The sequence below is a fragment of the Mesorhizobium sp. AR07 genome (assembly GCF_024746815.1).
Classification (GTDB): domain Bacteria; phylum Pseudomonadota; class Alphaproteobacteria; order Rhizobiales; family Rhizobiaceae; genus Mesorhizobium.
On the sequence record NZ_CP080528.1, the window covers coordinates 413,352 to 438,038 of the forward strand.

Below are 24,687 nucleotides of genomic sequence, written 5' to 3' on the forward strand. Positions count from 1 at the left end.
CCCTATTTGAAGATCGGTATGAATCTTACGACACAGGAGGCGACTGCGGTTGCAAAACCTTTTGTCACGCCCGCTTTCTCACACGCGGGCATCGTCTACAGCCTAGCCGCCGACGTCAGGTCAGGGAAAAGCGTTCCGGAGGTCAGCCAGGAACTCGGCGTTTCGAGCCGTGATGTCGGGGAGTTAGCGCGTCGGCAGTGCCTGATTACCGTCGCTGGCGCTGAGCAAGGGGTACCCTGCATCATCAGAAGCAATGCGCCAGAAATTCTCATGGACTGGCTGCGGAGCAAAAAGGCATCCGACGGGGCGGAGCCGGGACTGCCGCTTCCGGCTGCAGCCGCGACTTTGAGCGTTTCGGTCGCGGAGATGGTGGAGATGGTGCGCGACGGAAGAGCGCGAGTGGCGGGATTGAAGGATGGGCCGGGTTAAATTCGATTGCCTTGCAACCAGACCGAGTTCCCTGCCAACATTGATTCTCCGCGATGCGATGGCCAGCACTTGACCTTCGCTATTTTTGCTTTACCTAATGGGTTAAGGATTTTCTGGTGGATATTGAGTATGCAACCACGAAGCTGGAGAAACTCTGCATCAGCAGCAAGGCCTTGGTGAAGGAGTTCGGAACCGTTGTCGCTGGGGCATTTCAGAATCGCCATGCATTCCTCGCCGCAGCGCCGGCGCTGGCCGACGTCCCTACCGACAAGCCGTTCAGGCGGCACCTTCTGGAAGGCGACCGCAAAGGCCAGTGGTCCGTGGCCGTGAAGAACGGAATCTGCATCTGTCTGGTGCCGGATCACGACCCGGTACCAGAGCTGGAAAGCGGAGGCATCGACCTCAAGAAGGTCACCAAGGTAAAGATCGTTTACGTAGGGGATTACCACTGATGGCAACTGTAACGACCAAGAAACCGGACTACATCGTTTCCCCAGGCGCAATCCTGGACGAAATCCTGGAGGAACGCGGGATCGCCAAGCAAGCGTTCGCCGAACGATGCGGGCGGACGCCTAAGTTCATCAGCGAGATCATTTCAGGAAAAGCTCCGCTCACTGAGGAGACGGCGCTCCATTTCGGCAGAGTCCTCGACATGGAACCGCTGGTCTGGGTCAATCTTGAGAGCAATTACCGATTGAAGCTGGCGGAGCGCCAGGAGGAAGAAGAGTTCGTTCGGCAGTCGGCCTGGGCGAAGAAATTTCCGGTGAAGGACATGGTCCGATACCGGATGTTCGACACCCCAAGAAGCCCAGCGGAAACAGTTCGATGCATCCTGGATTTCTTCGGGGCGGCTTCGGTCGAGGCATGCAACGACATGCTCGCCAGCCGACGGGCTTCGGTTGCCTATCGGCGGTCGCAGTCTTTCCGCGGCCACCCCGAAGCTGTCATGGCATGGCTTCATTGGGGGGCGCGCATCGCCGCGGACATTCAATGCTCCGACTACGACCCCATGAGGTTCAAGGCTTGCCTGAAGCAAGCCCGCTCGTTGACATTGTCCGGACCCGAAGAGATTCAGACCCGTCTCGGCAAGCTATGCGCCGACGCGGGTGTCGCTCTCGTGTTCTCTCCGGAGTTGCCGGGCACGAGGCTGAGCGGCGCTGCCAGGTGGGCAGGAGACACGCCTATCATCCAGCTGAGCCTTCGGCACAAGTCTGACGATCACCTCTGGTTTACGTTCTTCCACGAGGCGGGACACATCCTGTTGCACGGCAAGAAAGGCCTGTTCATCGACGACGACAAAGGTGACATTGACGATCCTAAGGAAGCTGAAGCAAATGAATTTGCGGCGTCGAGTCTGATCCCCAAGCCAATGTGGAAATCGTTCGTTGCCAACCGATGCTTCGACGAGGCTTCCATCCGAGCATTTTCCGTGGAATGCGGCGTCGCGCCCGGCATTGCAGTCGGCCGCCTTCAATACGAGCGCGTGCTTCCCTACAACACGGCGCTGAACAGGTTGAAGCAGCGGTTCGAATGGAGCGCCTAAGCAGACCGGAAGCCGATGTCTCTATGGCTTTATCAGGTCCCGTCAGGGGCCAACGCTGAAGGGCCATCAGCAATCTAAGTCAGTGTTCGGGAGCGCCTGCGCGCTATCCCCCCGGGGGTACTTACCGCCTGATGGTCACGTCAGCGACGGGAACAGACCCTGTCGGCCGTCCCCGTTCTCGCCAGCAAATGCCTGAACCCTTGCCAGAGACTCGATGCCGGATGGCGGATCGGTGTTCTCAACTACGATGAACTGTCCGATGTCCGCCAGCGACGACAGGTGTTCGTAGAACCGCCGGCCGAGCGGCGTTGCGACGATCTGCTTCTCATACGAATCCAGTTCGCCGTACTTTTCGTAGAGCAACGGCCCGCGGTAGGTCAGCAACGGAGAATCCAAGAACACGAACCCCGGGTGCGGAAGGGATTTCTGGCGGCAGTAGATCAGCACGGCGACCTTGAGCGCGGAGTGGTAGATGGCCCTCACGCCTTTGCCGTTCTGCCGTCTCTGGTGACCGTTGACCTGGATGTCGTCTACCCCCTTATAGGCGCAGGTGATCCGCGTAGAAGTTCCCGCCCTCGTCTCGACGGATTCCAAGCTGGGATGCTCCGTCGGATTTTAGCTTGTCGAAGAAGACATCTCGCCCGTCGATCGATACTCGCGCAACGGGATCCCGGCGGCTGTTATCGGCTTTGTTGTCGAAGATAATTCTTTGGCCGAGGTGGATGAGGCCATCCTCGCTTCTGACCGCCTTCGGCTTGAACACAGCCTGCGGCACGCTGCCTTCGGGGCTGTGTTGCTCTGGGTCGCGATACAGCGAGATCGTCACGTCTGCCTCTGTGCCCCTCTCCGGCAATTTCAGGATTTTCGGAAGCAACATGTAGGCGTAGTTTTGGGAATATATCCGGAAGCCGATCTTCTCCCAAAAGGGTATCGAGGCCCACGGCGCACACTCAATGCCGAGTATGCAGCGACGATCGTCATCGATGGCCCTTTGCAAAGCGTCCTCTGCCAAAGCTTTGCCGTATCCAAGGTCCCTCCGGTCAGGCCGGACTTCCAGAATGCCGTTACGAATCAAACCATAGGCAATGAACGCGACAGGCATGTCGTTCTCGATCAGGGCAATCATCTCGCCATCCGCGTGCGCGTCCTCGATCACTGATCGGTTGCAGTAGAATCCTTCGCCCGTCTCTTCTCGCTCCGCCCTCAGCCAGGCCATGATCTTCTGGAAATCGTCCTCGGATGCCTTCCGAATGATGGGGACCATTTTTATCCTCGCCGACATTGAATCTACCTCCGCGCGCGACCCACGAAGAAGCGTTCGGATCATGGCAATCGCCGCAGCTATAATTTGACATCTGCGGTAATTGCCATTATAAATGCACTTAACACAGTAAATCGCGTTAAATGCTATCATGTTCACATTCAATATGACATCGCCGATGGAAATTATCCAAGGTGCCGCAGCACGGATGAAGCGGCGGCGGATCGATGCCGATCTTACCCAACGGGAGCTGGCTTCCAAGGCTGGAGTTTCCTACGGCTCGCTGAGAGTTTTCGAGGAGACCGGCAAGGCATCCTTCGAAGCTGTCGTGAAGCTCGCATTCGCCTTGGAGGCGGAAGCTGAATTCGAAGGTTTGTTTCCTTCACGTCCGCCGAAAACACTCGAAGACGTAATCGGGCGCCCGGCCAGGCAGAGGGTCCGCAAGAAATGAAGTTCAGGCCAATCAGGGAAATGAAGGTAGTCCTGGATCTCGAAGGGAGCCAGCGAGAGCTAGGGACGCTTGCGTGGAGCACCGATGAACGACGGGCTTACTTCGAGTACTCGGCTGAGTTCATAACTGCGCCGCTCTTGATTTCTCCATTCAATTTGGCTGCCAAGGCGGGTCTTATTGCAGCCAAGCTCGATCCGTTCGATGGGCTGCATGGCTTGTTTAACGACAGCCTTCCAGATGGATGGGGACGCCTTTTGCTGGATCGCCGCCTTCAAAAGGCTGGCGTCGACTATCACATGCTCACACCCTTGGACCGCCTTTCCGCGGTGGGAACGACGGGAATGGGCGCGTTGGCCTACATTCCTGAACTGCCTGGCGAAGAGCCGGCTGCAGGGGACCTAGACTGGTTCGTTGAACAGGTGGAGCTTGTCCAGAACGAGATGGACACTGCTGATATCGATGCCTTGCAGGGTGCCCAAGGCGGTTCCGCAGGGGCGCGTCCAAAGATCATGATCGGCTTGAACCCGGATCAGAATACCTTCGTGATTGACTACGGCCATGAATTGAAGCCCGGGTTTGATCGCTGGATGGTGAAATCGCGAAGTTCCGACGATCCAGCGGACATCGGCGTCGAGGAGCAAGCATATGCTCTCATGGCGCGCGAGGCCGGGCTGGCGATGGCCGAGACACGGATATTGCAGACGAAGAAGGGCAATCGTCTGTTCGCAACAAAGAGATTTGATCGCACGCCCGAGGGACGGCTGCACATGCATACCGCCAGCGGCCTCTTGTATGCGAGCCATCGCGAAGCCTCCCTGGACTACGCCGCCCTTCACAAGCTCACGCACATGATGACGAGAGACAGCGCGGAGGTCCTCCGCATGTTCGGTCACATGGCATTCAATGTGCACGCGCGGAACCGGGACGACCATTCGAAGAACCATGCATTCCTGATGGGACCGAATGGGCGGTGGAAACTCTCTCCGGCGTACGATCTGACTTTCTCGGCAGGCCCCGGAGGACAGCACAGCGCATCGATCGCGGGGGAAGGATTGAACCCAGGACGACAGCATCTGATTGCCGTCGCCAAAGGCGCTTCCATTTCCGAACAAGAAGCGTTGAACGTGATCGAACGCATCCGCTCTGCTGTCGATCGCTGGCCACGGTTCGCGGACGAAGCAGGTCTATCCAAAGCACGAACCAATGAACTTGATCTGATCCTGAATGGACGGAGGCCGCAGCCTGCACAGGCGCTACGTTGGGACACATCCCCCGACAGCCTGGCTGTTTCCGAGCCCCTTCCGAAAAGCAACCCCGAAGCGGCCTTGGCAATCCTGGATCGCGCACCGGACATCGCGCCAGATTCAGGAGACGAGCTTGAGGAAGGAAGCTCAGCTAGTTCTAAAATGTGAGGACGACAAAAGGGCCTCCCAGCACGCGCGACCAACGCGGATACCAGACCATCCCGATTTCCGCAGGTCGGCGAGTCAACTTATGGGTCACGGGACATGCGACAGTTGCCCCAGTTAGAGATGCGACACTTCCCGCTTCCGAGGCTGGTCAACATGAAGCTGGAAAGGAAGGCTGGCGACTTCACAGAGCCTGGCGTGAGACCGGGCCCATTTGCGGAGCCGTCATGCCTTTGGTCACCTTGTCGCAAAGAGAGCTGCATCGTCTCGAAGCCATCCAGAAGATCCGCGACCGACGGCTGACCGTCGTCCAGGCGGCGGAACTCCTTCACCTCAGTCGCAGTCAGGTTCATCGACTGTTGCAGGTCTATGCCCTGGACGGCGCCGGCGGGCTGGCGTCCAAGAAGCGCGGCCGGCCGAACAATCGACGCCATGATGAGGACTTCCGCAACACCGCATTGGATCTGGTGCGCGATCGCTACCGGGATTTCGGCCCGACGCTTGCCCGCGAGAAACTGCTTGAGTGGCATCAGCACGACCCCTGCCCCGCCTGCGGCGGCTTCAGGCGTGAAAGAGGTCGAAACCGGTTGTCCGGACGAACATCCTGACCCCGATGAGCCGCTGATGTCCAAGACATTTGCTGCGTCGCGACCATTGCAGCAGCAGCCCGCAGCCTCCCACATGATCTTCAAACCCCTCCCGGTCTCCACCTTTCCGGATCGCTCGTGCGACGGCCGTGCGGGGCATCGTGATATCCTGCCGATCTTTCGCCTGCTGTTGTCAAAGACTGCCTGCCGTCATCCAGATCCCCCTTCCCCAGCCGCAAGCCTTAGGCGCGAGCGGCATGCGGATTTCTGGTCATGGCTTGGTGTTCGGTCTTTGCAGGCATTCCCGTTGATGGATCTGTCCGGAATTAGCGACGGTTGTTCTGGCCAACGCTGCTGTCTTGTCCCGTTCCTGCCCGCTCCTTCGCTGCGCTCCCGAGTTGGGGACAAGCCATCTTAGGCGCCGGCCCCTTTGGAACCGTCCTCCGGGACACAAACCATCAACCAAAGGAAAAGACCATGACAGACACTAACAACACCAAGACCAAGAAGACCGAGTCGAAATCCCCGATGTACCTCGCCTATACGGTGCGGGATGCCAAGGAAGAAGGCCAGAAGGGCTTCTGGACACGCATCGGTGCATTCTTCGCCCACGAAGATGGCGAAGGCGGCACGCTCCTCCTCGAGGCCCTGCCCCTGGACGGACGCGTCGTGCTGCGCGCCCCCAAAGTCGAAGAAGACAAGTAGGAGGCGGACATGCAGCTCTTGACTCAAGATCTGCGGGACAAGCTGCTGGCGAATGGTCGCCAGCAGCAGCCTCTCCGCGGTACCAGCGACGAGATCGATTTCGTGCCCGTCGTCAAACTGTTCACGCCTGACGCCGGCGCGACCTGGCTCCTCACGGAGATGGATCCGGATGATCCCGACATCGCCTTCGGCTTATGTGATCTCGGGGTCGGCAGCCCCGAACTCGGCAGCGTCAGCCTTGCGGAGCTCGCCGCGGTGCGCGGCAGACTCGGATTGCCGGTCGAGCGTGACCTGCACTTCCAGCCAAACCGCACGTTATCGGCCTATGCCGACATCGCGCAGCGTGATGGTGCCACCCGCACCTGACTGCCACCGAACCCCGGTTCCAGCCGGGGTTCGGCTTACTCTGTGACAGGCGTCAGTTGAGCCCAGCTTTCGGCTTAGAAAATCGCCACGAACATACGCCACGGCGGTGTTACCGATTGAAGCATAACTGAATTGTTCCTTGAGCCCTTCGATGCCGCTCAACGGCTGGCATTCCTGGTCAGATATGAGGTTTGTCTGACCATCATCGACCATCTTGGACGAGATAGTTCCTTTGGTGCTTTGAGGGCTGCTTTTCGCCTCATACGGCTGTGGGCGACATGTCCCCTCTGCATCGCGGTCCTCGCCCGGGTTGCAAGCAGGACGTGGTCCCGGCGCCGCGGCGGGAGGCGCTTTGGCCGGCGGTATCGGCGCGGTTTCACTTGTGGTCTCAAATTTCTGTTGGGGGGATGAAGTAGCCGAGCAGCTGAAGCGCCAGCTTGGCTTTGCCTGTCGTTCCTGCCGTCAGATATCCAGTGACGGATCGGCCAGTGGGCGTGAGGGCTTGTAGGTCCGCAGTTTTTCCAGGCGTTCCCCTTGCCTGCAAAACGAGCGGTCAGAACTCAGCATCGCGTTAGCTGCGGCAAATTCGGCATTCTCGTCTTTGGCGTTGTCGGCGCCGAACTTTGCGAACTGGTCCAGGCACTCGCCGGCGTGGATGACGATGTCCTGGGGTCGCGCACCTTTCTGTTTCTCTCAGCCCGACAGCTTCTGCGACCGGGTCTGCCGCGCTACACGCCGGGTAGCTTCATCTTTTTTCCGGATGGCTGAGGTCAACTCGTCATAGTCGACGCCGCGCTTCTTCAGCGCCCTGCGCGCATCGTCGATCTCGAAGCCCAACAACTCGAATACGGTCATATTGAGCTTGGAAGCGATACGCTCCATTGTCTTAAGGGTCGGATTTCCGATACCGCGCAGCATCGTGTAGTAGGTCCCTCGCGCCAAACCCGTCTTGGGGAGGAAGGCTTCCATTCCGCCATTCTCGATCTCAAGCTGCTGGAGGCGCAGCGCCAGCATTTCATTGAGGATGGAATGATCGACCGGCTGAGGCTTGCGGACGGGCGACATGAAATCGATGAACTCCAGATGAGGCACCTGCGCCTGCGGAGACCATCAATACCGCAATGAGGTTATCTTGTATATGAATGTTCTTATATATTGAATATTCTCTGAAGGCACGGCGTGTCGGATCTAACCTCCTAAAGCGTCGTCGCGCGCAGACATTTCCTATACGGGCCGGCTCGAGCCGGCCCGTATAGGTGGTGCGAGGGACTTTGGCTTCCCACTTGATGAACGACCGTGGACTCGGGCCTTACGTTGCCAGTGACCACATACGAGATAATGTACGGACTGAGTTTCGGCCCAAGCGCTCCCATTTTCTGTTGGCTGATGCCGATGCCGTTAGGCCCCGCGCGACGCCGCCGGCCGCAAAATGGAAGGACCGCCCGATACTAAGTAGGAACAACCGCAAGCCTATGCATGAGCCAACGTTGCCGTTCGCCACTAAAACCGATAAGCCTGCTGGCGATAGAATGGACCTTCCTGCTCCTCTCCGGTTCTGGCTGCGCACGGCGAGCGCTTTCTGGGGGTGTTGAGTTGGAGCGGCACATCGTCCCCTGGGCGACGGCTCCAAGGCTATTTGTCCAAAGAGTATCTCTGCATGGCGGGCGGCATCTGGACGTCAAGCCGGTCCGGACGCCCTTTTTCTCGGATGCCTTTTAGCGGCTTGCCGTTCGAATTCGTACTCGCGTGAGGCCTGTTGCCCTGTCTCACCGCTGTTTAAGCGGCTGTCCAGCCGCGCGAGCGGCCGAAGCGTAGCGGAGCCAGCCCGCAGCCGGACAGCGCTCCCAAATAGCGCTGCAGGTACGGCGGAGGGCTGGTGGTCAGGCGTCGTGCGAGGGCGGGAGACGTCCAATGCGTTTCAGGTAGTCGTGGAGAACACGATCGATGATGCGTAGAGGATGCGTGCGCTCCTCCGCGGCGATCTGCCTGAGGACCAGATCGATGGCGTCGGGCAAGCGAAGTGCATAGGGGCGCGACGAACTGCGTTCGCCATAGGCATCGAACGGCTTGCGCGGATTTTCCCTCTTCGGTTTGGCCGGCGGTGCCGACTTAGGCGCCTCGATCTTGTTGGGCAGGGTTGCGTGAGGAGTTTGCGGGGCAGCGGAGGTTGACGCCTGCGTTGTCGGTTGATCGTCGTAATGCGGTGTGATGACGACGGGCTTGGCCCCGGGCGGCGGATCAGACGAGATCCGCTGGGCGCGAAAGGCGTCGCGTGGCAGGGCAGGACGGGGCGGTTTGGCGGTTTCGTTCATGCGGCATTGTCGCCGTTATTGACGCCCTGGCTCGCCGCGAGCAATTCGCGGACGACCTGGTCGGCATTGTAGCGGGCCTTGCGGATCGACTCATCCGTGTCGCTCATCTGGTAGAGTGTACCGTGGCCGCTGGTCATCGTTCGATAGGTGACGCGCCGATAGAGCGCGTTGGCGCAGATGGGCACCTGCTCGGCGTTGAGATAGGCGAGGACTTCGCGCAGCGGCCTGGTGTTGCGGTCGAGACTGTCATATTCGTTGAAGAGAACGCGGTACTGGGTCATGGGGAGATTGGCTGCGCGGGCATGCTGCTCGAGGTTGCGGATGGCGCGCACGACCTGCGATGCATCGAAGGTGTGAACCCTACAGGGCAGGACGACGAGGTCGGCGCGCAGCGCCGAATGGGTGAGCACCGGTCCGTAATAGCCCGGCGTGTCGATGACGACGACGTCATGGCTGTCAAGGCGCTCGAGCGCTTGTGCGAGGCTCTGTTCATCCGGCGCGCGCACGAGATCGATCCCTTTCGGACTGAGATCCCGCGCGACCGAAGATGCATGCCATTGGTAGGCGGAGCCCTGGGGATCCGCGTCGACGATGGCGACGGAATAGTCGTGATTGGCGAACTCGCCGGCAAGGATAATGGCGACGGTGGTTTTCCCGGAGCCTCCTTTTGGGTTTGCGATGGCGAAGATGCTCGGCATGAAAGGCTCCTCGTGGCGCCGCGATCGCGACAGCGAAATAACCAAAACAATATATTAGATATTACGAGGTCGGAAATCGTGCAAGTCGTTGTTCGCGCGGTCCTCCAATGAGAGAATGCGGCAGTGCTGTGTTTCGGCAAAGCGGCAATACCGCAAGGCACGTTTGCTCCAAGGCGGCAATGACACTTCCGGGTAATGCTGTAACTCGCGTTTCGCGACATACGGCAATCTTGGAGGAGAACAATCCCGCTCCCTGAGGCATAGCGGGGGTCCTGACAGGTGTATTCATATCAAAAGGCGTCACATCAGTATTGCGGTAACAACGGGTGGGGATAGCGCTATGGGGCGGATCGCGGCACAGCGCAGGTGGGCACGGCAGGGCATGGGGCGGCTGCTCTCCTTGGGCCATTTGAGTTCATTATAATAGATATTTGTTGACAAGATACCGGTTTGTGGGCCAAACCGGGGAGGCTGCTGGACGCAGCCAGGGCGCTGACGCGCGTTGCCTGCCGGCGAAGCTTGAGCCCGTCGGCCGAGAAGAGAAGGGAGGACGCTGTGGCCAGTTCCGCTGCAATGCCGAGACGCAAACCAAGGCTCCGCACGGAGCTGTCGGAGCTGGATGAGCGGCGCCTTCAGGAGGCAGTGGCACTGTTCGGCTTGCCGAAGGCCGAGGTCGTACGACGGTTGATCCGGGCGTCGGTTCAGGCCGGCCCCGCACTTTCTGCCGAGAACACTGTGGTCATCGTGGATCTCGCCTACCAAGTCCGGATGGTTGGGCGCAATCTCTCCCAGGTCTTGAAGGCGATCCACCGTGGCCAGGCCGTGCGCATCGAGGACACGGAGGCCGTGTGGCGCGGCTTGTACGAGGTGATCGCGACGATCAATGAAGAGCTCACCGAGATGACCGTCGCCTATGGCTCCAAGCTTCGACGTGTTGCGAAGCTTACACTGTCGGAGGAAGTCCGCTCTTGAGCCGGGCCGCTCAAATCGGATGGTGGCTTGAGCAGGTCAATGCTGCGCGGCGGGCCGTCGAAACGGCACGCGAGGAACGCGGGCGGCCACGGGTATCGAGGCCGATTGACGAGGAGCGCCAACCGAAAGCCAAACGGGTTTCGTCGCTACCAAGTACGTCGTCTCAGGCAGACATTCGTGGCGCGACGATCTCGGGCGGACAGGACGAGGAGCGGCGTCGGTTGCTGCCGGCGGCGGCCAGGGGAGGCGCTGGCGGGCTGGCGGGGAACACCGGATCTGGGTCGCCGACGGCGCCGATCGCTGGAAATCTTTCGAGCAGTGGTGGAGCGCAGGGTGGTGGGGCTATCGGCCGTGCCCGGCAACTGGCGGCGGGCTATCAGCCGGCGGTCATCAAAGTGGTGTCCTACGCCCGGGGCGTCGCGCGCGTCACGGCAACGGGCCAGTATGTGCAGCGCGAGGAGGCGGCGCTTGAGACCCACGATGGGCGCATGCTTGGCGATCGTGAAGCTGTGGCCGACGAAATCAAGGTCTGGTCCACGAGTTTCGCGAAGCGTGCAGAGAGCCAGGACGTCGCTGCCATGCGCTTGAAGCTTCACGGCGTGCGCGACACACCGGCAGGGCGACAGACTTATGAGAAGGCGATGGTTGCCGGATTCGAGGGCCATCGCTATGCCTATCGTCTCGATGCGACACCGTCGGGCGAGCTGGAGGCGCGGCTCGTTGTGGCGATGGCTGGATCCCCCAAGGAGCGGTTGCGAGTCCGGGAGGAACGGGTTGGCAATGCGGAGGTTGGGTTTACTCAGTGCCGGCTCAATATCCGATCGGAGGCGACGGTGAAGGCGCGGATAGAGGCGGCGACCGGCCATCCGAGGCATGCCGTGAGCGTTGATCCAGGCCCCACCACCCACGGTCGAGACGGTGTGACCTATCGACTAAACAAGCTGATCGAGAAGGGCGCCGTGGTCGACGATCGTGGCAAGGTTTTGTCGAATGTCGCCGATGCGCGCGTCGCCGCGCGAGAATGGGGACCGTCGCTGCGGTCGCAGTCGGCGCGCGACACAATGCACCTGATCATCTCGGCGAAGACTGGGGCGGATGTCGCGGCTCTAACCGACGCCGTCCGCGCGTTCTTGCATGACCGGTTCGCCGACCACAAGTTCATGTTTGGCGTTCACACCGACAAGCAAGCCGACGGGCATATCCATGCCCACGCCATCATCACGGTGAGAAATGAATCCGGACAGAAGATCCATCCGGGCCGTGAGACGTTCCGAGAATGGCGCGAGGTGTATGCTCAGCACGCCCAGGCGCATGGGCTGAAAATCGTCGCCACTTCAGCGAAGGAACGGGCATCGTCGCAGAGCTACGGCCCGAAGGACAAGGCGATCGTCGACGTGGCCGAGCGGCCACGGCCGACGCGGGAAGCACGCGACCGCGCTTATGCGGCGGATCCTGCTAACCAGCGACTCATCCACAATGCCAGGAACCGGATCCGTGTCGCTCGGGCGAACCCCATCAAGCTTCCCGCCTCGAAGCCTGATCGTCGCGCTGTCAACGAAAGCGTCGCCGCCTGGCGAACTCTCGCTCGGGAACATCCGAACAATGCGCTGGCGAAGCAAATGTTTGAACGACTGGCGATGGCCCAGACATTAGGCAATGTCCTCGACATGATCGGGAAACGAGTTGACCATTTTACGAAGGAGACTAACGACATGCCGGTCACATCGGCGCAGATGACGAAGGATCTTCGCCTCATGAACGAGGCGGTTTCGCGCACAAGCGATCTCCTCGATGGGGAGACCAAGCAACAGTTTCGAGAGGCATCGTCACGGTACCTTGAGACACTCGCAAGCCGAATCGATCTCCAGCGCGCACAGGAGCGCGGCGCGCAGGAGCTCTCTCGTTCCGAAGTCGAGGCCATTGCAGGGGTCAATGCCGATCGCCTGATCGCGCGTGCTCAACAGGTTGGCCTGAAGGAACAGCGGGAGGCCGTCTCTGCGGAACGGATTGTCGATCGCGCCGTCGAGATAGAGCGCCGACAAGAGGCCCGTGGCGGGATCGACCCGGCATCGCATCGCGAGCTTGGTGTAGATCGGGCCATCGTCGCGAACTCGCAACAATCCGCCGCCCGTGAGGCACGCGAAGCTGCGGCCGCCATCGAGGCCTCGCGTGTGCTCGCCGATCATCCCGCACAGCCGCTGCCGCAGTCGCTGCTTCAGACCGATGCGATTGTGGCGCTCCAATTGGAACAGGAAAAGGTGCTTCAAGAAATCGATGCTGACAAAGCCGAAGTGCAGGCAACCAAGGGCCAGAGGATAATTTGACGATCGCGCGATCTGCTTTGCAAAGGTCGGACGCGGTCCAGATGAGGGATCGCGCAGCCGGCGCAGGATTCAGGAAAACACCTCGAATGGTCGCGTCCGCGCCAAGGCCAATGGCTTTCAGTTCGGCCGCAAACCCAAACTTTCGCCACAGGGACGTCGCGAGGCCTAGCCAGATTAGCTGCGCCGAAGAAAGGAGGTGCGGCATGAACGGATCGACTCCAGCCCTATGGTCGACAAAGCCGTTACCGAGGCCAAGGCGATCAACAACGAGATTGAGGTTCTTGCTCGTCTCCGTGCCGAGAAGATGCAGACAATTCACGGCGGCGAGTAACGCATCCATGTTGACCATGAAAGCGAGTTCGTGATGGTGGTGCCGAGGGGGGCGGCAATGACGCCGGCCATGTTCGGGGCGATATTTGGGGGCGGCTAAGCCGCCTCCATCTCCATGACCTTCTGGGTTGCCTGGGCAATAAACCCCGAGCGGGTATATCCATGGGCTTCGGCAAAGGCATCGATCCGATTGAGGACATCTTCGGGAAGCGTGACATTGACACGCACTGCTTTCTTGGCCTCGGTCTTGACCGCCACCAAGATTGCAACACCGCGACGGTTCTCGGCGTCGGCCATGACATTCTCCAAGCTGGAGGGCTCTGGAATAGCCTCACCATCTTCCGCGAGCCCCTCGATATGAAAGGCCAGCGCCTCCTCGGCCATAGCGCGAGCATCATCTAGATCTGTACCGGCCGTGACGACGCCGGGGAAATCGGGAAAGGACACGCCGAAGTCGCTCTCGGCATCCTTATGGATCAGTCCGATATACTGCTTCATTGTCTCTACCTCAGCTTTAGACCGGATTGACGTTCAATGCTCCGCAAAGTTCCCAAAGGGATATCCCTTTTAGGATGCGGGACTGTGACTCTGCCCGGCTTCTTTTCATGTTTGAATTGTGCGTGACTGCCCTTTCGAGCGACTTCATACCAACCATCGGCCTCGAGGGCCTGGATCACTGCTGCACTTTTCATGTGTATAAATACACATCGATCGTGAAACATGCAATATGAAAGTGGGCCGCGGGTTTTGGCCACCCCGGGTTTGAGATATCCGTGAGTAACGAGCCGCCGAGCGCAGCTCGCACCGTGCGTGCAAGATCCGCATGATGATGAACGAGCAGCGTTCGCATTTCAGCTCCTATCACGGTAGGACCCGTCACTGTCGGCTATGAGACCGGGGCGACAACAGAAGTCGCGCAACTCGTCGCGGGGTTCGTAACCGCTCTTTGCGACGGGTAATCGCAGGAGCACGCAAGCCGCACGCCAGACCTGTTGACGGGCCGAAACCGCCGGTCGGCGAGCCCAAAATGCCACCAACCTGCCTGCGATTTCTCTTCTCGGTGGCATGAAGTCGGACCGATGGGCGCGCCCCGATCCGATTGAGGACCGCGAGCCGACACTGAAGGGCATCGCTGGAGCGGGCTCGGATAAGATCAGCGCCCTCTTCGCCGAGATTGTTGGCAAAGACGCCTCCGGTCGAGAACGGTCTCATCGAATCCCATAGGACCTGCATCAGCTTACCGAATAGTTTGCGACAGCAGCTGGAGCCCCCTTGGAACTGGCGGCTCAAGACCCCGCAAGTTCAGCGGCCTGACCTGCGGCCTTCGCCGGCCGGTGTAGGCGGGAGCCTGATTTCGTTTGTGCACCCGGAAGAACGCCTTCGTCAGCTAATCGTCAGCTAGGCGGTCTATCCAGACCTGCCGCGCCTAACCAGCCTGAACTGAATGCGAAACAAAGGAGTGCGAATCGTCATGTACGGTCGAATTGGTGGCTCATCCAATATCCCCGACACGCGCAGTGGCGAAGCTGATGCAACAAATCAGTCGGGCGCTGAGGGGCGCCTAACCATTCGCGAGGCGATGCTCGTCCCTCGCGACCTCCCCACAGCAGGTTCCGTCTGACGGATGCGCGGCGCAATTGCTTCGTTTCTTTCCAACGATATTCAGGATGCCCATCTGGATTTGCCAACAGTCGGCCGTTGGCAAGCGCGAGACCCCGCAGAAATTGCTAGGGATCTTATGGATGTCGACTACCTTGTCATTCCGCTCGACATATTTCTTCCCTCGGCTGCCCAAGCAGGGCAGGAGCTAGAATATGCCCTAATCGGGATGGCGTCGCTCTTCGCCAGCGTGGCCGGTGCCTTCGACCTTGGTACAAACATGCCAATCATCATGGTCTCCCCCAAAGATTACGCGGATGGAATGTCGGTAAGCATCGCAGAGGCTGCTTTCAGCTTCTCCAGGTCATTTGCCGGGGAAACAGCTTGCCCGCGCCTGCTGTGCATTCCGGTCGGGCATGTCGACCCAAAATCGCTAACTGCCCTCATCTCCAGGGAGCTAGACTGCAGTCTGGAAGATACCGCCGATGTGGTGGTCTATGATGGAAAGCAGCGAGCTGTCACTCAACTGCAAGAGATTGCATCTGCGCTGCAATTCCCTCATAGACTAGACGGCACTGCATCCTACCTCGTAACTGGGGGGGGCTCGGGAGCATCGGGCCCCGTGATGGTCCAAGCGTTGAGCGAAAATGGAGCAAAGCACATCCATGTGCTTTCGCGCAGCGTTCCGACCGCAGAACGTCTTGCGGCAATCAAAGACATGGAGGCAACGGGCTGCACTGTGGGCGTTCAGACGGTGGATGTATCGAACCGTGAGGCGCTCGCCTTTTGCCTGGGGCAGATCCAGGCGGGACGTCCGATCAGAGGCATCATTCATGCCGCGGGCAGTGTTGCAGACGGAATAATCAGCTCAATCGATCGCGACGACATCGCGCGCGAATTGAACTGGCCGGACCGAAAGCGGTCCGCAGCCTTGCATGGGAATGAAACCGAATGAATTTGACGGTCTTTGGAATTGGCTATGTCGGTCTCGTGCAGGCGGCGGTGCTTGCCGAAGTCGGGCACCAGGTGGTGTGCGTCGACGTCGACGCCGACAAGGTCGAGCGGCTCAACCAGGGCTTCGTGCCGATCTTCGAGCCGGGGCTCGAAAACCTCGTCAAGGAGAACCACGCCGCCGGCCGCATCAAGTTCACCACCGATGCCGCGGCCGCGGTCAGGCATGGCGAAATCCAGATGATCGCGGTCGGTACGCCGCCTGGCGAGGACGGTTCGGCCGATCTGAAATATGTGCTGGCCGTCGCCGAGACCATCGGCCGCGAGATGGACAAACCCAAGATCGTCGTCGGCAAGTCGACCGTGCCGGTCGGAACCTGCGAAAGGGTAAAGGCCAGGATCGCCGAAACACTGAAGAAAAGGGGGCGCGAGGATCTGGCCTTCGACGTCGCTTCGAACCCGGAATTCCTCAAGGAGGGTTCCGCGGTTGCCGATTGCATGAAGCCCGACCGCATCATCGTCGGCACCGACAGCGAGGGCACCGAAGCGGTGATGCGCGAGCTCTATGCGCCGTTCAACCGCAACCACGAGAAGATGATCGTGATGGACGTGCGCAGCGCCGAATTCACCAAATACGCCGCCAATTGCATGCTGGCGACCAAGATCAGCTTCATGAACGAGATGGCCAACCTGGCCGAGCAGCTCGGCGCCGACATCGAGGAGGTCCGCAAGGGCATCGGCAGTGATCCGCGCATCGGCTACCACTTCATCTATCCGGGTCTTGGTTATGGTGGCTCGTGCTTCCCCAAGGATGTGCGCGCCCTGATCAAGACCGCCGAAGGCGTCAAGTTCGACGCCAAGCTGCTGCGCGCCGTCGAGGAGCGCAACAACGAGCAGAAATCCGTGCTGTTCGACAAGGTGAACCGCTATTTCAAAGGCAATCTCAAGGGCAAGACCTTTGCGCTGTGGGGGCTGGCCTTCAAGCCAAACACCGACGACATGCGCGAGGCGCCGGCACGCACGCTGATGGAGGCGCTGTGGAATGCGGGCGCCAATGTGCAGGCCTATGACCCCGAAGCGATGCAGGAATGCCAGGCCATTTACGGGCTGCGCGACGACCTGCTTTTGTGCGGGACCAAGGAAGCCGCGCTGCGTGGCGCCGATGCGCTGATGATCGCCACCGAATGGAAGAGTTTCCGCGCGCCGTCCTTCGACGCGATGAAAGATGCGCTGACCACGCCGATCATCTTCGATGGCCGCAACCTCTATGACCCCAAGGTCATCGCCCGCCACGGCATCGAGTATCACTCGATCGGCAGGATGGCGGCATGACGGCAGGGCGGCACAACGCGGCACAACAAGGAGCCAGGTCCATGAAAGTTCTGTTTGCAGGCGGCAACGCCTACACGCCACAATTCAGCGGTGGCGTTCAGTCGAGCACGCACCATCTGGTCGAGCAGTTGCGCAAGCATGGTCATGAAGCCTCCGTTCTGGCGGCGCTTTCCGGCGATGGAATCTTCGGTTTCAAGGCGCGCGCCAAGATGAAGCTCCTTCGCCAGCGCGCGGTCATCGACAATTTTCCGGGCTATCCGGTGGTGCGAGCGTGGTTTCCCTGGGAAGCGGCGGGCTTTGCGGTCGAAAGGCTGACTCCAGATGTCGCGGTCGTGCAGTGCCACAAGTCGGTGCCGATCGGAAGAGAGCTGCAGGCGCTGGGCGTGCCGCTGGTTGTCTATCTCAGAAATGTCGAATTCCACGAATTGGCCGGCGATCTGCGCGAATTGCGGTCGGCGCTTTACATTGCCAATTCCGAGTTTACGGCGCGCACCTACAAGCAGAAATTCGATATCGACTCGACGGTGATTCCGCCGACCATCAATCCCGCATTCTACAGCACCCCAACGACAGGTAAATTTGTCACGTTGATCAACCCTTATGAGGAAAAAGGGTTTGACCTTGCGGTCCGCATCGCCGAGGCGTGCTCCGAGATCCCGTTCCTGTTCGTCGAAAGCTGGAAGCTTCACGACGATCATCGGGCCCGGATCGAAGAAACGATCGCGTCGTTCTCCAACGTCAGGCTGGAGAGCCGCACCAGCGACATGAAGACGGTCTACGGTCGTACAAAAATCCTGCTAGCGCCCAGCAAATGGGAAGAGGCATGGGGCCGCGTCGCGTCGGAAGCGCATTGCAGCGGCATTCCTGTTGTCGGTTCGCGGCGTGGCGGTCTGCCCGAAGCGATCGGCTCCGGCGGTGTGGTGCTGGATTACGAAGCCCCGCTCGCCGTTTGGGTCGCGGCGATCAGGCGGCTGTGGAACGACAAGGCCGAGTACGACAGGCTGTCGGCGGCGGCGCACCTGTTTTCGGAGCGGCCGCAGATGAACCCCGACAGCCAGTTCGCGACGTTCCTGAACGTTCTCGACAACGCCAGGCGAAGCGGCCTGGAGCGTGCCGCCTAGTGTGGCCCGTGGCTTTTGGGCAGCCCATAGCCCAGTTTGCCAGGGGCGAGACGATGTGATGCTAGCTCGAGAAATAGACATGGTGACTACCTGTAGTTGGATGGCGCAGTAACATCGCGTCCGCCCCGTCAGAGGTTTTGTGCGGCCGGAGACGATGTCGTGGTGTTCAGTGTTTCAGCACGACTTTCCCGTCCGCGTCGGCGGCGACGGCATTCTGATCCAGCGGGAAAGTCTCGGCGACCGGGATGGTCAACACACCGCGTGACGCTGCATCGGCCACCGAGGCCAGCGTGCCCGCATCGGTGCGGTGACAAGCGCGGTTTGCCTTCATCAGCGCAGAGATCGAAGCCAGGGCGCCAACGAGGCGGTGCGCAAGCAGATAGAAGGCCTCGGCACCAACCTCGTGGTGGTGCTACCGGGCGCTAGAACGGCAAGCGGCTTACGTGGCGGAGCCGGCAGCGCCGCTACGCTGACGACCGGCGACGCCCAGGCGATCCGGCGCGAGAGTACTGCGGGGAGCGAGGTCAGCTACCTCATCCGCCAATCCGGCCAGGTGCAGTTCAGCAATCAGAACTGGACCACCGTCATCCAGGGCATCAGTTCGAATTATCCGCCACGACCAACTGGCGCATCGACACGGGCCGCGAGATTACGCCGGACGACGAGGCGAGCGCGGCGCTGGTTGTCGTGATCGGCCAGACCATTGCAACGCAGCTCTTCGGCGAATCGCAACTGCCTGTTGGTGCGCCCATCCAGCTCAAGGAAGGTAAGGCGAAAGGATTTATTTTGTACGGATTCAATCCGTACTATATTATCGGGCCAAAGGAGATACCTATGCCCCGCAATGTCAGTGACAATGGCCGAATCGATTTCCGGATTCCGCCAGAAGCAAAAGCCGTGATCGCACGTGCAGCGGCCTTGTCGAATGTCGGTCTAACCGAGTTTGTCACGCGCTCGGCGCTGCGTGACGCCCAGGCCGCGATCGAACGCGCCGAACATCTCGCGCTGTCAGAACGCGACAGCCTGCGCGTCCTCGACCTGCTCGAAAATCCGCCGGCGCCTACCGACCGTCTTATCCGTGCCGCCAAGGCCGGTCAGACCCTCGCGTGAGTTCCGTCATCTGGCAGGAAGTGCCGATCGGTAAACAGCACGATCGTGCCGCCTTCAACTGTGACGACGCGGACCTCAATACCTATCTACAGCGCTTCGCGCGTCAAAACCACGAAAGCGGCGGCGCAAAAACTTTCGTCGCCGTGACGGCGGAAGATCCTTCGCACATCCTTGATTCTATTCCCTGAGTCCCGCTTCGATGGACTACGCCCGCACACCAACGGTCGCCAGGCGTGGCCTCGGCCGCTACGACGTGCCGGTCTACCGTCTCGGTCGCCTCGCAGTGGATGGTAGGATACAAGGCCGCGGAGTCGGTGGCGGTTTGCTACTCGCCGCAGGGAGACGCTGCATAGCAGTCGCGCAGGAAGTCGGCGGCGTCGCCCTTCTAATCGACGCCAAAGGTGACCAGGCCTCACGCTGGTATGAGGGCTACGGTGCGGTCCGTCTCGATGACGCGCCGCTATCCCTGGTCTTGCCTTTCGCCGCGATCGCCGAGGCGATAGCCGAGATATGAACGCAGCAGTAAATCGGCTGCCATGCATGTCACTGCGCGCGCTTCGGTCAAGGACAACCGCATATCATAGTCGATGCTGCCGAAGCCCATGGCAGTGTTGGCACCAATGTGGGTGAGCTGCGCAGTGGCGACGGCCGTTGACGCCGGCGGGTCCCGCGTCGACGATAAGGAAATTTAGTCATCCCCAAACCGCTCCTGCAAGGTGGCGAGGGCCGATAAAGCTTCCTCGAGTTTCGGCGATATGGACGCGGTGCGAGTTGATGCCGCCATTACATCGAAGTCGTCTCGTTGGGTGCGCTCGGTAGCGGCCAGCAGGTCACGAATATTGCAGTTCTCGTCTTGCGGGGCGTTGGGCTCCTCGCCGAGCGACAAGACCTTTCGGGATTGCTTAACAGGGATCCCTTTCGCGATGGCCGGTGGCGCCGGAAGGAAAGCAGGCTCGGCCGGAGACTTAACGCTGCCGCGAGGATATTCATTCTCCGGTGCAGCTTCAGGCCGTGCTGCCGTCTTTCTGCCGTTGCGTTGGAGCTGCGGAGGCTGAGCCTCGTCTTCGGCCGCCTCCAGGCTCGGCGCGGGGTTGATGGCGCCGCCGAGAACCTCATCCTGCCATTTACGCAGCGCGGGCAAGCTGGGCGGATGTGCCTTAGCTGTTTGGTAAAGCCGTCGATATGGCTGATCCTGATAGTGCCGGATCTTGGTAAGCTGAAAAGAGCGCGAGTTCTTGACCATCAGGATCGAGGTCCGCGCGGACATCTCGCGCAGCTCGAGTGGACTGCGCAGCGGCCGCGGGGTGTAGTGTGGGGCCCAAAGGCGCGGCGCGAAGATCCCCTGCCCCGGTCGCATCACCGGCGTCTTGTAGACCTGGGTCGTCTCGCCCAGCATCTCAGATACGAATTCCGAGGTCTCCAGATCGTTTATCTGGATGAAGAGCTTGATCTGCGAGCCGGAGACGGTGGTGATGCGCTTGTTCTTGCCATAGAGCTCGTCGAGCTGGGCAATGTCCTGCATAACGATCGCCATGCGAAAACCATATCCCGCGCTGATCGTGATCTTCGAGATCAAGGAATCCATGCGGCCGACGTGGTAGAATTCGTCGAGCATGAGCAGCACCTGATGCGGCTCGTCCTCGCCCGGGATTTTCACCATCATCAAGTCGTGGATTTGCTGGAACAGGATGCGGATCAGCGGTCGGAAGATCGACAACTCGGCGATGGTGCAGCCGATGAAGATCGTCATCGGATGGCGCCTGAGCTCGCGGATGTCGAAATCAGATGTCTCCGTAGCGGCCGAGATCAGACCGTTGTTCCACAGCGACATTGCCATGTTGACGTTGAAGACGGCCGAATTCCTGGTTTCCGGCTCCAGGGCGATATATTGGTTGAAGCTATCGACGACCCATGTCGGCAGGTGCAGGCGCTCGGTCTTCACGATGGCGCGCAGCACGGAGGAGATATCCTTACCCGTCGTCGTCATGCGCGCAACGCTACGCATGTGCTGCGCGCCAGCGATAAGCGGCGAGGAGAGCACGTAGCCGATCAGCGCAGAGAGCAGCAGGCGTCCGGCACCCGCCCAAGTATCGTCCGCCTTCTCCGGGATGACGAAGGAGGCGACGACCAGACAGTCGGTCGCCATCCGCTCGTCGCGCCGCACGAAGTCGAGTGGATTGTAGCGATGTGTGTCGTTCGAGCCAGGCGAAAACATAAAGACCTTGTTGCCCATTGCGCGACGATGGTTCGCGAGCGCCTCAAAATTCTCCCGCTTCGGGTCGAAGAACACGGCCGAGCCTTGCCAGAGATAGCCATTCGGTAGAACGAAGCCCGTGCCCTTGCCCGAGCGCGACGGACCGACGACGAGAATGTGAGCGGGCTCGTCGGAGCGGATCGTGGCCCCGGCGAGCTTGCCGAGGATGATCCCTTGCTTTGCTGTCAGGCCCTGTTTCGCCGCTTCCAGCACGGTGCCGAAACGGGCTTCGCCATAGGGCATCTGCTGGCGATTGACAGTCGCAAAAAGCCAGCCGGCGAGCCCCAGCACCACGACGCTGCCGACGGCGATGCCGGCGCGGATCAACGTCTCGACCTGCGTCAGCGGAAAGAAGACGCGCGCGTAAAAATGCTTCCAGGCGATCAGGAAGACGCTCGCGGTGCGATCATTGTTCTGCATGCGCAAAAGTGCCCAACGGGTTGCGCCCTCGCTCGGGAAGCGGGCTGGTGCCCAGCGCGACGCTACGACGATTTCATAAGCCAGGCTCCACAGGAGCCAGAACCCGATGAGCGCCAGAAGGGCAACGCCGATCCTAAAGGCGACGACGCGTGCCATGGACGGCCTTCCTCTCACCCCTGCCTTCGCGCCACTCCGCCATGCGCGCGAAGTAGATGGCCGAGGTGCCGCGCCATCCGCCTATCTTTTGCTGCTGAATGACGATCGGCAGCACCGATTTGATATAGCCGACTATTTCCTCGCGCCTGAGGCCGAGGCCGGCCTGCATGACCATCAGGGCAAGCTGTTCAAACGCGCCGGCCGGGTTGTCGGCATGGACGGTGGTGATGCTGCCGGGATGGCCGGTGTTAATGGCACGCAGGAACGAATAAGCCTCGGCGCCGCGGATCTCGCCGAGGAAGATGCGGTCCGGTCTCAAGCGCATTGAGGCCTGCAGCAGTGTCTCCACGGTGACGCGGGCCTCGCCCTGGTCGCCCTTCGAGGCAACGAGCGGCAGAAAGTTCTTCTGGATCGGTTTAACCTCGCGCGTGTCCTCGATGGTGATGATGCGCTCGTCGACCGGCACCTCCTTCAGGATCGCGTTGAGAAACGTCGTCTTGCCCGAGCTCGTGCCGCCAGAAAGCAGGATCGAATAGCGGTTGACGACAGCGAGGCGGATGAAATCCTCGATGCGGCCTGCGTCGAGATGCGCGCATAGGGCCCGGTCGACCTCGGACAACGCGCCGTCAGTCGTGGTCACAACCTTGTCGAAGGAGCCGAGCTTGCGGTAGTCGACGAGGCGCATTTCTTTGATGACCTGCTTGCGAATGGCGAAGGCCCCTCCCCCGGGGGTCGCCGGCGGCATCACGCCTTGGAACCGCTCGCCTGTGGGAAGTGCTGCCGACAGAAGCGGGTGTTCTTCGTTGATGCTCTGGCCGGAGAACCCCGCGACGCGCTCGGCCAGATGCCGGATTGCCGTTTCGGTGATTTCCGGAACGTCATGACGCTCCATGGCGGATTGGCCGAAGCGCTCCACCCAGACCGCGCCCGGTCCGTTGACACAGATCTCGACCACCTGATCGTCGTCAAGCCAGGGCCGGATGGGGCCGAGCGCCCTATCGAGAAAGATCGTCTGGTTTCGAGCCACGTTCACGTTTGAGCTCCTGAAGCGCTTCCTTCACCGGATCGGGATAGAGTGCGGAGAAATCGAGGTCGCGCCTGACGAAGACGATGATCCGCGTTCCCTGGTCGAGGTAGATTGTCGGGGGGATGTTGATAGAGTTTTTCAGCGCCTCCTGCGCGATGTTGGTGAGGGTCTGCGAGACATTCTGCGCGGCGATTTGGCGGGCCTGGAGCGCCTGCTGGTTCTGATTGGCGCCGGTTTGCGTCGTCGTGACCAGACCGGTTACCGGATCGGTGGTGGTGATCGTCGTGCCGCCGGCGTTGCCGGTGTTTTGGCCAAGGCCGCTCAGGAACTGGGAGAAACCGCCGACGACCGACAGCATGATCGCCGAACCAAACCGCTCGACATAGTGATTGTCGACAAATCCGGCATTGCCGGCGCGGCCGAGATCGTCGGTGCCGATCGATCCGAGCTGCACGGACACCCCATCCGACCGCAGCATCCGCGTCCAGACGATAAAGACGCGGGTCTGGCCTTGGGTGATCCCGGATTTGTATTCGCCGACGAGATGACTGCCGGCTGGAATAAGGATGCGCCGGCCGTCGAAGGACCAAACATTTTCGGTGGTCACCGCGCGCACCATGCCGGGAAGATCGCTTTGCACCGCGGTCTCGAGGACGCCGCGCACCAAGGTCCCCTGCGCGACGAGTGCGTCGATGCGGTTGTTCTTGATCGCCTTCGCCACTTCGACACCCGCGTTCGCTACGGAGGCCAGGAACCGCCGGTTCGGGTCGTCCTCCTGCTGCCCCGCGCCGTCGCGCGCGCTGTCGCCCGGATTTGCTGTCCCGTCGCTCGCAGCCGCATTGTCGGCGATCACCTGCGGCGCCCGCAGCCGTTCCCATTTGCGCCGCTCCGCCTCCTGGCGCTGACGCTCGAGTTCGGCCAGGCGACGGGCTTCGTCATCGTTTGGTGGCGCCACGACCAGCGGCGGCTCGGGAGGTGGCGGTGCCGGTAGGGCGATTGGTGGCGCGACCGGCGGCGGAGGCACAGTCGGTTCCGGGGCGGCCGGGGCCGCCGGAACAACAATTGTGCCCTGGTTGGTCCGTGTCTGCGGCGATGCGAGCGACGGCGCGGGAAACTGTGTCGTGGTGAACTCCTCCTTGTCCGGCGACGTCATGTTCTTCGGCGTTCGCTGGAGCGACACGTAGATCAGCCAGCCGGCGATCACGAGCGCGCCGACTGGCACGGCGAATTTCAAGATCCGGCCAAAGCCGGTCGAACCGCGCGCGACCGTCGTGGCGGCTGCGGCATCGAGCTCAAGCGAGCGATAGTCCTGCGGGCTCGGCATGGCGCC

24 protein-coding genes and 3 pseudogenes are annotated in these 24,687 nt (G+C 60.6%); 16 read left to right on the forward strand and 11 right to left on the reverse strand.

The window, feature by feature from the left end; genetic code table 11:
• Positions 1–18: 18 nt before the first annotated feature.
• From BPNPMPFG_RS38145 to BPNPMPFG_RS38155, 3 genes are all read left to right on the forward strand, one after another.
• A complete protein-coding gene (locus BPNPMPFG_RS38145) occupies positions 19–429 on the forward strand; it encodes a hypothetical protein (protein ID WP_258598947.1) in 411 nt (136 codons plus the stop codon).
• Between the two features lie 116 nt (positions 430–545).
• Positions 546–881, forward strand: coding sequence for a system killer suppression protein (locus BPNPMPFG_RS38150; RefSeq protein WP_258598948.1), 336 nt, complete (start codon positions 546–548; stop codon positions 879–881).
• Positions 881–1,972, forward strand: a complete 1,092-nt coding sequence (locus BPNPMPFG_RS38155) for an ImmA/IrrE family metallo-endopeptidase (RefSeq protein WP_258598949.1) — start codon at positions 881–883, stop codon at positions 1,970–1,972. The genes BPNPMPFG_RS38150 and BPNPMPFG_RS38155 overlap by 1 nt, the downstream gene beginning before the upstream one ends.
• Positions 1,973–2,107: 135 nt before the next feature.
• Here the strand turns inward: BPNPMPFG_RS38155 and BPNPMPFG_RS38160 are convergent, their stop codons facing one another.
• Both BPNPMPFG_RS38160 and BPNPMPFG_RS38165 read right to left on the reverse strand, forming a co-directional pair.
• Positions 2,108–2,566, reverse strand: coding sequence for a hypothetical protein (locus tag BPNPMPFG_RS38160; protein WP_258598950.1), 459 nt, complete (start codon positions 2,564–2,566; stop codon positions 2,108–2,110).
• Positions 2,511–3,254, reverse strand: coding sequence for a GNAT family N-acetyltransferase (locus tag BPNPMPFG_RS38165; RefSeq protein WP_258598951.1), 744 nt, complete (start codon positions 3,252–3,254; stop codon positions 2,511–2,513). Before BPNPMPFG_RS38165 ends, BPNPMPFG_RS38160 begins: the two co-directional genes overlap by 56 nt.
• A gap of 130 nt (positions 3,255–3,384) precedes the next feature.
• On the opposite strand from BPNPMPFG_RS38165, the gene BPNPMPFG_RS38170 reads away from it, so the two are divergent.
• From BPNPMPFG_RS38170 to BPNPMPFG_RS38190, 5 genes and pseudogenes are all read left to right on the forward strand, one after another.
• Positions 3,385–3,684: a helix-turn-helix domain-containing protein gene (locus tag BPNPMPFG_RS38170; RefSeq protein WP_258598953.1), complete on the forward strand. Its 300-nt coding sequence runs from the start codon at positions 3,385–3,387 to the stop codon at positions 3,682–3,684.
• A gap of 20 nt (positions 3,685–3,704) precedes the next feature.
• Complete coding sequence (locus BPNPMPFG_RS38175; protein ID WP_258598954.1) at positions 3,705–5,096, forward strand: type II toxin-antitoxin system HipA family toxin; 1,392 nt, start codon at positions 3,705–3,707, stop codon at positions 5,094–5,096.
• A gap of 224 nt (positions 5,097–5,320) precedes the next feature.
• Positions 5,321–5,626, forward strand: a pseudogene (locus BPNPMPFG_RS38180) (helix-turn-helix domain-containing protein); the annotation flags it as partial.
• A 531-nt stretch (positions 5,627–6,157) separates the two neighbouring features.
• Positions 6,158–6,385 carry a hypothetical protein gene (locus BPNPMPFG_RS38185; protein ID WP_183455492.1) on the forward strand — a complete coding sequence of 76 codons (228 nt, stop codon included), beginning with the start codon at positions 6,158–6,160 and terminating at the stop codon, positions 6,383–6,385.
• A 9-nt stretch (positions 6,386–6,394) separates the two neighbouring features.
• A complete protein-coding gene (locus BPNPMPFG_RS38190) occupies positions 6,395–6,751 on the forward strand; it encodes a DUF2958 domain-containing protein (RefSeq protein ID WP_258598955.1) in 357 nt (118 codons plus the stop codon).
• A 693-nt stretch (positions 6,752–7,444) separates the two neighbouring features.
• Here the strand turns inward: BPNPMPFG_RS38190 and BPNPMPFG_RS38195 are convergent.
• From BPNPMPFG_RS38195 to BPNPMPFG_RS38205, 3 genes are all read right to left on the reverse strand, one after another.
• Positions 7,445–7,816, reverse strand: coding sequence for a helix-turn-helix domain-containing protein (locus tag BPNPMPFG_RS38195; protein ID WP_183455104.1), 372 nt, complete (start codon positions 7,814–7,816; stop codon positions 7,445–7,447).
• Positions 7,817–8,631: 815 nt separating this feature from the next.
• On the reverse strand, positions 8,632–9,063 hold the full coding sequence (locus tag BPNPMPFG_RS38200) for a hypothetical protein (protein ID WP_258598956.1): 432 nt from the start codon (positions 9,061–9,063) through the stop codon (positions 8,632–8,634).
• A complete protein-coding gene (locus BPNPMPFG_RS38205) occupies positions 9,060–9,761 on the reverse strand; it encodes a nucleotide-binding protein (RefSeq protein WP_258598957.1) in 702 nt (233 codons plus the stop codon). Before BPNPMPFG_RS38205 ends, BPNPMPFG_RS38200 begins: the two co-directional genes overlap by 4 nt.
• Positions 9,762–10,403: 642 nt before the next feature.
• Between BPNPMPFG_RS38205 and BPNPMPFG_RS38210 the strand changes: the two genes are divergently transcribed.
• Both BPNPMPFG_RS38210 and BPNPMPFG_RS38215 read left to right on the forward strand, forming a co-directional pair.
• A complete protein-coding gene (locus BPNPMPFG_RS38210) occupies positions 10,404–10,733 on the forward strand; it encodes a hypothetical protein (RefSeq protein WP_244662163.1) in 330 nt (109 codons plus the stop codon).
• Entirely contained in the window at positions 10,730–13,057 is a 2,328-nt protein-coding gene (locus tag BPNPMPFG_RS38215) for a relaxase/mobilization nuclease domain-containing protein (protein WP_258598959.1), read from the forward strand. The genes BPNPMPFG_RS38210 and BPNPMPFG_RS38215 overlap by 4 nt, the downstream gene beginning before the upstream one ends.
• 426 nt (positions 13,058–13,483) lie before the next feature.
• On the opposite strand, the gene BPNPMPFG_RS38220 is transcribed toward BPNPMPFG_RS38215, so the two are convergent.
• Both BPNPMPFG_RS38220 and BPNPMPFG_RS38225 read right to left on the reverse strand, forming a co-directional pair.
• Positions 13,484–13,885, reverse strand: a complete 402-nt coding sequence (locus tag BPNPMPFG_RS38220; RefSeq protein ID WP_258598960.1) for a type II toxin-antitoxin system HicB family antitoxin — start codon at positions 13,883–13,885, stop codon at positions 13,484–13,486.
• A gap of 5 nt (positions 13,886–13,890) precedes the next feature.
• Entirely contained in the window at positions 13,891–14,079 is a 189-nt protein-coding gene (locus tag BPNPMPFG_RS38225; protein ID WP_183455110.1) for a type II toxin-antitoxin system HicA family toxin, read from the reverse strand.
• A gap of 932 nt (positions 14,080–15,011) precedes the next feature.
• Between BPNPMPFG_RS38225 and BPNPMPFG_RS38230 the strand changes: the two genes are divergently transcribed.
• From BPNPMPFG_RS38230 to BPNPMPFG_RS38240, 3 genes are read left to right on the forward strand one after another with little or no spacing between them, the layout of a single operon-like run.
• Positions 15,012–15,941 carry a ketoreductase domain-containing protein gene (locus tag BPNPMPFG_RS38230; protein WP_258598961.1) on the forward strand — a complete coding sequence of 310 codons (930 nt, stop codon included), beginning with the start codon at positions 15,012–15,014 and terminating at the stop codon, positions 15,939–15,941.
• On the forward strand, positions 15,938–17,269 hold the full coding sequence (locus BPNPMPFG_RS38235; protein ID WP_258598963.1) for a UDP-glucose dehydrogenase family protein: 1,332 nt from the start codon (positions 15,938–15,940) through the stop codon (positions 17,267–17,269). Before BPNPMPFG_RS38230 ends, BPNPMPFG_RS38235 begins: the two co-directional genes overlap by 4 nt.
• A gap of 41 nt (positions 17,270–17,310) precedes the next feature.
• Positions 17,311–18,390: a glycosyltransferase gene (locus tag BPNPMPFG_RS38240; RefSeq protein WP_258598964.1), complete on the forward strand. Its 1,080-nt coding sequence runs from the start codon at positions 17,311–17,313 to the stop codon at positions 18,388–18,390.
• Positions 18,391–18,556: 166 nt separating this feature from the next.
• Here BPNPMPFG_RS38240 and BPNPMPFG_RS38245 read toward each other — a convergent pair whose 3' ends face one another.
• Positions 18,557–18,721 (reverse strand): hypothetical protein, encoded by a 165-nt coding sequence (locus tag BPNPMPFG_RS38245; RefSeq protein WP_258598966.1) that lies wholly within the window; start codon positions 18,719–18,721, stop codon positions 18,557–18,559.
• 78 nt (positions 18,722–18,799) lie between these two features.
• Between BPNPMPFG_RS38245 and BPNPMPFG_RS38250 the strand changes: the two are divergent.
• The 3 genes and pseudogenes from BPNPMPFG_RS38250 to BPNPMPFG_RS38265 all read left to right on the forward strand — a co-directional run.
• Positions 18,800–19,212, forward strand: a pseudogene (locus BPNPMPFG_RS38250) (ABC transporter permease); the annotation flags it as partial.
• A gap of 12 nt (positions 19,213–19,224) precedes the next feature.
• Positions 19,225–19,500 (forward strand): type II toxin-antitoxin system TacA family antitoxin, encoded by a 276-nt coding sequence (locus tag BPNPMPFG_RS43440; protein ID WP_183455111.1) that lies wholly within the window; start codon positions 19,225–19,227, stop codon positions 19,498–19,500.
• Positions 19,497–20,014 (forward strand): annotated as a pseudogene (locus BPNPMPFG_RS38265) (GNAT family N-acetyltransferase). The gene BPNPMPFG_RS43440 and the pseudogene BPNPMPFG_RS38265 overlap by 4 nt, the downstream one beginning before the upstream one ends.
• A gap of 174 nt (positions 20,015–20,188) precedes the next feature.
• On the opposite strand, the gene BPNPMPFG_RS38270 reads toward BPNPMPFG_RS38265, so the two are convergent.
• The 3 genes from BPNPMPFG_RS38270 to virB10 form a co-directional block, all read right to left on the reverse strand.
• Entirely contained in the window at positions 20,189–22,081 is a 1,893-nt protein-coding gene (locus BPNPMPFG_RS38270; protein WP_258598969.1) for a type IV secretory system conjugative DNA transfer family protein, read from the reverse strand.
• 226 nt (positions 22,082–22,307) lie between these two features.
• Positions 22,308–23,363, reverse strand: coding sequence for a P-type DNA transfer ATPase VirB11 (gene virB11, locus BPNPMPFG_RS38275; protein ID WP_258598970.1), 1,056 nt, complete (start codon positions 23,361–23,363; stop codon positions 22,308–22,310).
• Entirely contained in the window at positions 23,326–24,681 is a 1,356-nt protein-coding gene (virB10, locus tag BPNPMPFG_RS38280; RefSeq protein ID WP_258598972.1) for a type IV secretion system protein VirB10, read from the reverse strand. The genes virB11 and virB10 overlap by 38 nt, the downstream gene beginning before the upstream one ends.
• Between the last annotated feature and the right edge of the window lie 6 nt (positions 24,682–24,687).

Excerpts from the sequence above, each read along its gene's own strand:
- BPNPMPFG_RS38165 (WP_258598951.1), bottom strand. The coding sequence starts at position 3,254 with ATGTCGGCGAGGATAAAAATGGTCCCCATCATTCGGAAGGCATCCGAG.
- BPNPMPFG_RS38175 (WP_258598954.1), top strand. The coding sequence starts at position 3,705 with ATGAAGGTAGTCCTGGATCTCGAAGGGAGCCAGCGAGAGCTAGGGACG.
- BPNPMPFG_RS38205 (WP_258598957.1), bottom strand. The coding sequence starts at position 9,761 with ATGCCGAGCATCTTCGCCATCGCAAACCCAAAAGGAGGCTCCGGGAAA.
- BPNPMPFG_RS38200 (WP_258598956.1), bottom strand. The coding sequence starts at position 9,063 with ATGAACGAAACCGCCAAACCGCCCCGTCCTGCCCTGCCACGCGACGCC.
- BPNPMPFG_RS38170 (WP_258598953.1), top strand. The coding sequence starts at position 3,385 with ATGTTCACATTCAATATGACATCGCCGATGGAAATTATCCAAGGTGCC.
- BPNPMPFG_RS38195 (WP_183455104.1), bottom strand. The coding sequence starts at position 7,816 with ATGTCGCCCGTCCGCAAGCCTCAGCCGGTCGATCATTCCATCCTCAAT.
- BPNPMPFG_RS38245 (WP_258598966.1), bottom strand. The coding sequence starts at position 18,721 with ATGAAGGCAAACCGCGCTTGTCACCGCACCGATGCGGGCACGCTGGCC.
- BPNPMPFG_RS38155 (WP_258598949.1), top strand. The coding sequence starts at position 881 with ATGGCAACTGTAACGACCAAGAAACCGGACTACATCGTTTCCCCAGGC.
- BPNPMPFG_RS38230 (WP_258598961.1), top strand. The coding sequence starts at position 15,012 with ATGCGCGGCGCAATTGCTTCGTTTCTTTCCAACGATATTCAGGATGCC.
- BPNPMPFG_RS43440 (WP_183455111.1), top strand. The coding sequence starts at position 19,225 with ATGCCCCGCAATGTCAGTGACAATGGCCGAATCGATTTCCGGATTCCG.
- BPNPMPFG_RS38235 (WP_258598963.1), top strand. The coding sequence starts at position 15,938 with ATGAATTTGACGGTCTTTGGAATTGGCTATGTCGGTCTCGTGCAGGCG.
- BPNPMPFG_RS38190 (WP_258598955.1), top strand. The coding sequence starts at position 6,395 with ATGCAGCTCTTGACTCAAGATCTGCGGGACAAGCTGCTGGCGAATGGT.
- virB10 (WP_258598972.1), bottom strand. The coding sequence starts at position 24,681 with ATGCCGAGCCCGCAGGACTATCGCTCGCTTGAGCTCGATGCCGCAGCC.
- BPNPMPFG_RS38220 (WP_258598960.1), bottom strand. The coding sequence starts at position 13,885 with ATGAAGCAGTATATCGGACTGATCCATAAGGATGCCGAGAGCGACTTC.
- BPNPMPFG_RS38240 (WP_258598964.1), top strand. The coding sequence starts at position 17,311 with ATGAAAGTTCTGTTTGCAGGCGGCAACGCCTACACGCCACAATTCAGC.
- BPNPMPFG_RS38185 (WP_183455492.1), top strand. The coding sequence starts at position 6,158 with ATGACAGACACTAACAACACCAAGACCAAGAAGACCGAGTCGAAATCC.
- BPNPMPFG_RS38145 (WP_258598947.1), top strand. The coding sequence starts at position 19 with ATGAATCTTACGACACAGGAGGCGACTGCGGTTGCAAAACCTTTTGTC.
- BPNPMPFG_RS38225 (WP_183455110.1), bottom strand. The coding sequence starts at position 14,079 with ATGAAAAGTGCAGCAGTGATCCAGGCCCTCGAGGCCGATGGTTGGTAT.